Here is a 9,025-nt window from a genome sequence, read left to right on the forward strand (position 1 = left end):
TGTGCTCTTCCGATCTCTCGGCGGCGGGATGGCTAACAACGCGTCGAACAATCTCGGCCGCAACATGCTCGGCCAATACAACCCGATGGGCAGCGGTTCGAGCTTCGCCGGTGGCCTCGGTGCCTCGGGCGTCGTCCCGTCGGGCCGCGGTGGTGGATCGATGGCTGACTTCGATTCGCTGATGCAACTGATTCAACAAACGATCGAACCGGACAGCTGGGAAGCCCTCGGCGGCGTCGGCACGATGGCACCGTACCCACAAAACTTGTCGCTGGTGATCAGCACGACGAGCGATGTGCACGACCAAATCGTCGACCTGCTCGAATCGCTTCGTCGCCTGCAAAACCTGCAGATCACGATCGAAGTTCGCTTCATCACGTTGTCCGACACGTTCTTCGAACAAATCGGAATCGACTTTGACTTGCAGTTCGACGACAACGCACCGGGATTGCCTAGCGATGACGGCGGACCAGAGATCACGATCGGTTTGGACAACGACGGAACGCCGACGGCTGACCTCGACATCCGATTCGACAACAACAGCAGCGGTGTCACACCACCATTCGGTGCCGACCCTGGTGCGATCTCAACCCTCGGATTCGCGATCTTGAGTGACATCGAAGCTTACTTCTTCTTGCAAGCCGCTCAGGGTGACAGTCGTACCAACGTGATGCAGGCTCCCAAGGTGACTCTGTTTGATGGTCAGATCGCTTCGATCCAAGACCAGACATCGCGTCCCTTCGTGACCAGTATCGTTCCCGTTGTCGGTGACTTCGCCGTCGCACAACAACCCGTCATCGTCGTCCTCGACGAAGGCACCCGGTTGAACGTGCAAGGTGTTGTCAGTGAAGACAAACGATTCGTTCGCCTGACGTTGATTCCAACCTTCAGCCAAATTGGCGAAGTCAACGAGTTCACGTTCCAAGGCAGCTCGACGACCAGCAACACCAGCAGTCGCAACGTCGATACCAACGGCGACGGCGTGATCGACGAAGAAGACGAACAAGAAGAAGAAAGCGTCACGCAAGGCACGACGGTTCAACAACCAACGTTCGCCTTCACCACCGTGAACACCACCGTGAGTGTTCCCGATGGCGGCACGATTCTTCTGGGTGGGATCAAACGAATGAGCGAAGGCCGCAACGAACGTGGCGTGCCATTCCTCAGCAAGATCCCTTACGTCAGCCGATTGTTCCGCAACACCGCGGTCGGTCGTCAATCGAGTAGCTTGATGATGATGGTCACACCTCGAATCATCATCCAAGAAGAAGAAGAGATCGCCCAAACCGGATTCGATCCGGGACGTTGATCGCGAATCGAAGACTCACACAGCGAATCGAAAGCGTCCTTCCGCTTTCGATTTTAGTGACCTGAGCTTCGCTTCCACGATCGATCCATTCTCTTCGGTTCAAATGCCAAAACGGTCGTCGCGAGTTCTGATGAACACGCGGCGGCCGTTTTTTCATGCGCGGTGGTGTGCTGTCGAATCCCAGCGCAAGCGTCCAGCACGATGCCCTCGCAGTGAACCGAGATCGAGCAGTGAACCGGCGTGCACTTGGCGTGCTTGCTGATGATGCCCCCTCCTGAAACGCAGTTTGGGGTGCCGTTCAGGCGTCCGCGAGGTTCTCATGGCCTGGTGAACACAGCCTTTCACAACGAATCGAGTGGATGCACGATCGATTGAGCCAAACTCCTTGCTTCCCGCCAAGCCAAACCTGCCGGCCCGGCCGCAAAACGGCAAATTCGAGCATCTCCCAATCAATTTTTTACGGAAGATTCGACGCCATTGCAATTGCTAGCAAATGCCGGTTGTTTTGAATTTGCGAGTTACGTTCGCCATTGTGGCTTCGGAGGCTCCCCCTGAGTTTCGCCTGCCGATTGACAGCGAGACTGGCACTTGTTCAATCTGTTGCCCCATCGATGCAATCAGGTGTCGTCATTTCGCAATCAGCCTTCCGATCGGATCGGAGTTCTGCCGCGAAAATTGGCACGGCGATCGCATCACACCAACGCAACTTGGGCATCCCACCGATTCGTCATCGGGATGCAATCGCGAAACGATTCTGGCCCGGTCTTTCCTGGCTGGTGAAGTGATCTCGATTGGGCATCCTCGGACGTTTCCAGTGGGCACCGAAGGTGACCTGCGTGGTGAATCCATTCCCCGATGAGACAACTGTATGAGCCGAGCGAAGCTCGATTCCATCCGTGCGGCTGGTCCGGCAATTTTGCCAAGCCTCTTGCAATGCGACTTTGGTGACTTGCGCACCGAGATCGAAAAGCTGACCGCTGCAGGGACGCGTGTGTTGCACTTGGATGTCATGGACGGCCACTTTGTGCCCAACCTCACCTACGGCATGCCCATTGTCGAAGGACTGCGTCGTCACACGGACATGCCACTGGATGTTCATCTGATGATCAGTGACCCTCTGGCGTACGCGCAGCCAATGGTCGATGCTGGCGCGGATATGCTGACGTTCCACGTCGAAGCAGTCGATGACTGCGTCGATGTCGCTGGCAAGATCCACGACATGGGTGTGGGCGTTGGGGTCGCCATCAATCCTGACACCGACTTTGCCAAACTGGATTGCTGCCTCGATTCAGTGGACATGGTGTTGGTGATGAGCGTCAACGCTGGGTTTGGCGGCCAAAAATTCAATCCGGTTTCGCTGGATCGATTGCGTAGTTTGAAAGAGCGCAAGCCTGATCTGCTGCTGGAAATCGATGGCGGCATCAAAGCCGAAACAATCGGCGACGCTCGTGCGGCCGGTTGTGATCTGTTCGTCGTTGGTTCCGCGATCTTCGGCCAACATGACTACGAAACCGCCATCAATGAACTGACTCAAGCCATGCATGGCTCGCCTCCTTCCGTGGGAGAATTGTCATGATTTCACTTCGGTCCAAAGCTGCTTCCAAGCTGGTTTTGATCCGCCCCGGTGCGACCACCTTTGACGAACAAGGCCGCATGAAGGGTAACCTGGACATGCCGTTGTGCGAGCGAGGTCGCCTGCAAGCCGAATCGCTTGCCAGCGAACTGGCGGGGATTCGCTTGAACGCGATCTACTGCGCCCCCTGTCAATCAGCCGTGGAGACTGCGACGTGCCTTTCCGAAGGCCGCGATCTGCGTCCCAAAGTGATTGATGAATTTCGCAACGTGGACCACGGGTTGTGGCACGGCAAACTGATCGAGGAAGTCCGTCGCAACCAACCACGCCTGTACCGAGAACTGTGCGACACACCCGAGTCGACCTGCCCGCCCGGTGGTGAGTCGATGCACGAAGCGGCGCACCGAGTTGGCAAAGCCGTTCGCCGAATCCTGAAACGCAATCGCAATCAAGTCATCGCATTCGTGATCCCCGACCCGTTGGCATCGCTGGTTGCCAGCCAACTGAAAGACGAAGCGTTGCCAGAAATTTGGAAAGTGGAGACCGACGCTGGCAATTGGCAGTTGATCGAAACCTCCTGATTGAGAAACGACTGCACCACGGTCCGTGACGGTGACAAACTCTTTCCCGCAGTCATCATCGAGCAGCCCAGACTCTGCAATCAAATGACGCAATAGGCCGCTTCTTGATCGTAGCGGTCTTTTTCATTGCGCGGCTGGATCAGCTTCCCCTGCGCCGCCCTTGGGTTGCCCTTTGTCCTATTGACTGAAATTCCGTCCAGATGGACGCCCAATCGATCTTGCGGAAAGATTGAACGGCCACGACGGAGTTGTTAATCTAGGCACACAGGTGAAGTACAATCCGTCTGCACGTCCATCGCCCCACACGGCGTTGACCTACGATACCTTGTTACTGAAACTCGCTGCGGCCTCCTGCCGTGGCGATCCACCTTTCGCCCGCCTACCTTTCCCTTCCTCTGGAACTGTTTGTCCATGACCTCGAAAACAAACCGCCGTCGTTTCATTGGCCAATCGGCCGCCTTGACCGCAGGCGTCGGCTACTTCGCCGGCACCAGCGTGGCACAAGAAGAGTCGTCCTCCGCATTGAATTCGCTTTCAGCGGCCTGCATTGGCGTCGGCGGCAAAGGCGGTAGCGATACCAGCCACATCGCCAACCAAGGCGTGAAGATCGCAGCGTTGTGCGATGTCGATCGCGACACATTGGCGAAGAAGGGCCGCGAATTCAAGGACGCGGAACAGTTCGATGACTTCCGCGAAATGTTGGACAAACTGGGCGACAAGGTCGACATCGTGACCTGCAGCACGCCTGACCACACCCACGCAGCAGCTTGTGTCAAAGCCATGAACATGGGCAAACACATCTACTGCCAAAAACCCATGACGTGGTCGATTCGTGAAGCTCGCTTGATGCGAGAAACGGCAGAGAAGACCGGCGTCATCACTCAAATGGGCAACCAAGGCACCAGCGAAGATGGACTTCGTGAAGCCGTGGAAGTCATCCAAAGCGGTGCCATTGGCGACGTGACCGAGATTCACATTTTCAGCAACCGTCCCGTGTGGCCACAAGGCGGCGGACGTCCTGCCGGCGAAGACCCTGTGCCGGATTCGTTGAACTGGGACGCTTGGATCGGACCAGCCCCAATGCGTCCGTTTGTCAAAGGCGCCTACCACTCGTTCAACTGGCGTGGTTGGGTTGACTTCGGCACCGGTGCTCTCGGCGACATGGCTTGCCACACCACCAACATGCCCGTCAAAGCCCTTCACCTGTGGGACCCGATCGCGGTCACTGCACTGAAGAACCCCGGCATCGTCGAAGGCGAACAGTATCCCGGAAGCAGCACGCTGATGTTCGAATTCCCGGAACGCGAAGGCGCCAACGGAAAAACATTGCCACCTTGTAAGTTCTATTGGTACGACGGCGGCAACCTGCCACCAGAAAGCATCATCTCGCAATTGCCCGCGTCGTTCCAAAAACGCGTTCAAGCACAACGTGACGGCGGTCGGAAACAATCCGGTGCTGTCCTTGTCGGCAGCAAAGGCATCGTGTTCTCGCCGGACGATTACGGAGCCAAGTACTACCTGCTTCCAGAAGACAAGTACGTCGACTTCAAAAAGCCCGAACCATGGTTGCCTCGCATCCCATTCAAAGCCAGTGGCGACGAACGCCACAAATGGGAATTCGTGAGCACGATCAAGGGCGAGTACGAACCCGGCACCATGTCGAACTTCGGATACGCTGGCCGCCTGACCGAAACGATCTTGGTCGGCAACTTGGCCATGCGAGCAGGCGAAGGCCAACGCATCGAATGGAACGCGAAGGACTTGATGAGCCCCAACGTGGAATCGGTCAACCAATTCGTCCAACGCGAATATCGCGACGGTTGGGAATTGGGCTGATCCGCCTGTCGGCCCATTGAGCCGATCAGCAACTGACAAACGACAAGAGCCCGGTTATCGCCGGGCTCTTTTTTTGTGAATCTGGTGTGCCATATGCCCCAGCCAGCCACCATCGCCAGGTGGAACCTGGCCTACGAAACGGTCTCAAAAAACGCCTTGGCCGGATCCACCAGAATCCGACACCAGGTGACGTAGGCCAGGTCTCACCTGGCAACCAACCGATGCTTTGGTACAAAGCGAGGCGTCGAACCACCCCACAACACTCAACGCAGCACATCAATCACCCAGCCAGGTCCAACCTGGCCTACACACCCCACCCCCGGATGCGACTCACTTCAAGCGAGTCGACGCCGGCAAGACATTTGGCGTCATCGTTTTGCTTGGCGAAGCAATCGTGCCGGCCGGTTCACCCTGACCGTTCTCCGGTGCAGCACCTTGGTTCACCATCGCGATGTCGATCGACTTGGTTGATTTCCCGCGAGCGATGTTCCAGGTTCCCATCGAAGGTGGCATCTCACCCGAGCGATCCTGAACCGTCGGACGCGAAATGGTGGTGGTTGTCAAACCGCTGCTGGGCGATGTCTTTCCCGAAGAAGCGTGCTGCCACGCCCGGAAGTCAGGCGAATAGCGGTTCGCCAGCGCCATCTCGGCTTCGTTTTTCGATCCCGGCAACAACACATTGGTTGGTTGTCCTTGAATCGTTTTGCCTTCCTTGGTTTTGAACGATGCCACCAAAGAGATGTGACGCTGCTCTCCACCGATCGCATCCCATGGCACCCAAATGCTGTACGAAGCACCAACATCGGACTGGCTGAAGTGGCTGGTCAATTGCTCAGGAGTGAATTCAAATCGTTTCACACCGGTCTTGGGATCCTTTGCCTTTTCATCAAAGCCATGAATCACCAACGTTCCATCCACCGGAACGGGTTGCGACTTTTCATCGTAGAAAAAGATGCGTCCGCCGAAACCTCGGGTGGGCACACGCCCGACTTGAGTGAGTGACTCCGTCGACCAAACCGCCGCCAATTTCGCGGGGTTGGGGTATGGCTCAGGTGCTTTGTCTTTTTTCGCCCAGGGCATCCGGTCCAACAGGCTCTTCTTAGGAGCCGCGTTCTCGGACTGGGTCATCGACGCACAACCGGTGCTGAGTGTCAAACTGACCAAGCAAGCCCCAAGCGTCGCTCGGGATACAATTCGGGCGCGAGATTTCAATGACATGTCTGGGTCTCTGCTTTGAGGGTTGACCGCGAACGCTCGCCCGTGCAATTGGCACCTTGGAACGAAGCTTCACGGCGACACAAAATTCATCCATGCTGGTGACCTCCACTGAAACAATTGCGGGATTGCTCCGGTCGAATTCACAACAACATCGTCTTCCAACACCCGAATCAGGACGGTCCCAAACGGATGCACTTCTTCTTGGCCATGTCACGTCAGCGTGAATGCAGGACGCGATTCACGCTGGCGCGACATGGCTGAGGACTCATCACTTCGATCGATTGAAATTGAACCAACGTTTCTTCGCTGGCTCTTGTTCGCTGGCTGGTTTCGCCTGTGTCGCAGGAGTGCTAGCGGGTTTTTCCGCGGGCGTCTGCGAAGGGATTCGAGCGGAAACCTGTTTGACCGGCACTTGCGGGGTCGATCCCGTACTGCTGGCCTGCTTCGTCGGAGGCGTTCCGGAGAACCCGGCTCCCGTTGCAGGGACGCCACTGGACGCAGGACCAGGCAACAACTCGTTCGGAGCCGACATCACAGGTGGTGGCAACTGGTTCCCAGGCAGTGATTGCTGCGGTGCAGGAACTGATCCTTGAGGTGCCTCGATCCAATCGTCACCGATGATCGATTCACCTGGATTCAACGTCACACCGGGTGGCAATTCACCGTTGGATCCTGGGACCACGCTTCCATCAATGGAATTGATGACGCTGCCCGGTGGGATCACTCCTGCTTTCATCGCTCGGTTTCCACCGGGCATGTCAGCTTCTGGGAACACGTCCACAGTGGGATGAAGGTCAGGATAAATCGTTGGACCAACGGCGGGCCCCCACAATCCATAACCACCCGACAACCCGACGTCACCGTGCATCTCGACCACGTCGGCCAAGCACCAACTCATGCGGCTGGATTCGACTTGTTTGACGTATTCAAGGTCTTCATGGCCGGTCACCAAGATCGGTGTCATGACCACCAGCAATTCGCTGCGGGTCTCGATTTCCGAGTCATACTTGAAGAACGTTCCCAACAAAGGAATCTCCGCCAAGTAAGGCACTCGACGAGTTCGGTTCTGTCGGAACTTCTGAATCAAACCACCGAACACAACGGTTTGACCATCGAACGCGGTCACGGTCGCCTGAGCTTGGGTTCGGTCGATCGCCGGGACGAAGATCGGGACATCATCCTGGAACGAACCGATGATTTGACCTTCATTCGCATTGATGTCGCTGCGACTGGCATCGATCGCCATCATGATCAAACCGTCCGCACCAACGCGAGGAGTGACTCGCAGGATGATTCCGATTTCCTCGTCTTCGATCCCGATGATGGGCTGCGACGCCGTCCCACCAGTTCCTCCGGTGAAGGACAATTCCGTCGGACGCGGGAAGCTCTGCCCGACTTGGACATAACCTTCCGTGTTGTCCGCGGTCATGATTTCTGGCCGGCTGAGAATCTGCAGTCGGTTCGCAACCCGCAAGGTTCGCAGGAACAAGTTGACGGATTCGCTGGCCGCGGAGAACACAAATCCGCCTGAATTCAGACCGCTCAGTTGTGTCAGTTGACTGGCGTTCGCTCCGAAACTGGTCAAACCCTGCGATGCCAAACTCTCTTGAGCAAACGAGTTGCTATTTGGCAGACTGGTACCACCAAAGTTGAACCCTGGATCCGAAGAGGGATTTCCAGCGGCGATCGCGCCCGAAGCCTTGCCACGATCAAACAACAACGAATCTTGCAGCCCGAACTCACCGCCGATTTCGAAACCGTCGTCCAGTTCCACTTCCGCGATCAAGGTCTTGATCAACACCATCGGTGGACGCCGGTCCAGACGATCGATCAGTTGACGGACCTCTTCGTAGATCCGTGGCGAAACGCTGAGCAACACGCTATTCGTTTGAGCTTCCGCCACCGCGACAATATCGCGATCGGGCAGGTCCAACGGGCCGAGGCCTTGTTGGAATTGAGTGATCACGTTGCGTGATTGCTGACGCTGCGAAACGTAATTGGTGATCGCCGTCGCAACGTTCTCTGCAATCTGGTGTTTCAGCCAAATCACTTCCGTGATGCGTTCGGCAAAACCTTCGCTGTCGAGTCGCAACAAGATGCTTTCGACCACTTCCAAGTCTTCCGCCGAGCCGCTGGCAATGATGCTGTTGGTGCGAATGTCGGTTGAGAACACGAGTGGTGTCAGAGCACTGTCTGAAGCCGTTAACGATGGCAATTCACCAAGGTTCCCTGCACCGACGCTGGTCCCGCTCGTTGCAGCATCTTCGCCGAACAAGTTCTGCAGCGCATCCGGCAGCCGCGGCACCAGCGCATCGATCCCCCAACTCCCCGCGACCCCGAGCGCAACGCCCATGAGCCCCCCGATGGCGCTCAGCGTGCTCGTTTCGATCAGGAACTGCCAGACGATGTGCCGGCGCGTCGCCCCCAGCGCACGCCGAATCCCGATCTCGCGCGTCCGCTCCGTCACGCTCGCCAGCATGATGTTCATGATCCCGATCCCGCCTACCA

The 9,025-nt window shown here is 56.8% G+C and carries 6 protein-coding genes; 4 read left to right on the plus strand and 2 right to left on the minus strand.

What is annotated here, in order from left to right; all coding sequences use genetic code 11:
• Window position 1: 1 nt before the first annotated feature.
• From ACF8AM_RS21715 to ACF8AM_RS21730, 4 genes are all read left to right on the plus strand, one after another.
• The gene (locus ACF8AM_RS21715; protein WP_392557663.1) at window positions 2-1,309 is read left to right on the plus strand and encodes a type II secretion system protein GspD; all 1,308 of its coding nucleotides are present in this window, start codon (window positions 2-4) and stop codon (window positions 1,307-1,309) included.
• 868 nt (window positions 1,310-2,177) lie between these two features.
• Window positions 2,178-2,885: a ribulose-phosphate 3-epimerase gene (rpe, locus tag ACF8AM_RS21720; RefSeq protein ID WP_392557664.1), complete on the plus strand. Its 708-nt coding sequence runs from the start codon at window positions 2,178-2,180 to the stop codon at window positions 2,883-2,885.
• The gene (locus tag ACF8AM_RS21725; RefSeq protein WP_392557665.1) at window positions 2,882-3,463 is read left to right on the plus strand and encodes a histidine phosphatase family protein; all 582 of its coding nucleotides are present in this window, start codon (window positions 2,882-2,884) and stop codon (window positions 3,461-3,463) included. Before rpe ends, ACF8AM_RS21725 begins: the two co-directional genes overlap by 4 nt.
• A 411-nt stretch (window positions 3,464-3,874) precedes the next feature.
• Window positions 3,875-5,299 (plus strand): Gfo/Idh/MocA family protein, encoded by a 1,425-nt coding sequence (locus ACF8AM_RS21730; RefSeq protein ID WP_392557666.1) that lies wholly within the window; start codon window positions 3,875-3,877, stop codon window positions 5,297-5,299.
• A 330-nt stretch (window positions 5,300-5,629) separates the two neighbouring features.
• Here the strand turns inward: ACF8AM_RS21730 and ACF8AM_RS21735 are convergent, their stop codons facing one another.
• Both ACF8AM_RS21735 and ACF8AM_RS21740 read right to left on the minus strand, forming a co-directional pair.
• Window positions 5,630-6,517 carry a hypothetical protein gene (locus ACF8AM_RS21735; protein WP_392557667.1) on the minus strand — a complete coding sequence of 296 codons (888 nt, stop codon included), beginning with the start codon at window positions 6,515-6,517 and terminating at the stop codon, window positions 5,630-5,632.
• A gap of 268 nt (window positions 6,518-6,785) precedes the next feature.
• Window positions 6,786-9,025: secretin N-terminal domain-containing protein (locus ACF8AM_RS21740; RefSeq protein WP_392557668.1), on the minus strand; the 2,240-nt coding region annotated here is incomplete at its 5' end.

The sequence above is a fragment of the Rhodopirellula sp. JB055 genome, from assembly GCF_043100905.1.
In the GTDB taxonomy this organism is placed as follows: Bacteria; Planctomycetota; Planctomycetia; order Pirellulales; family Pirellulaceae; genus Rhodopirellula.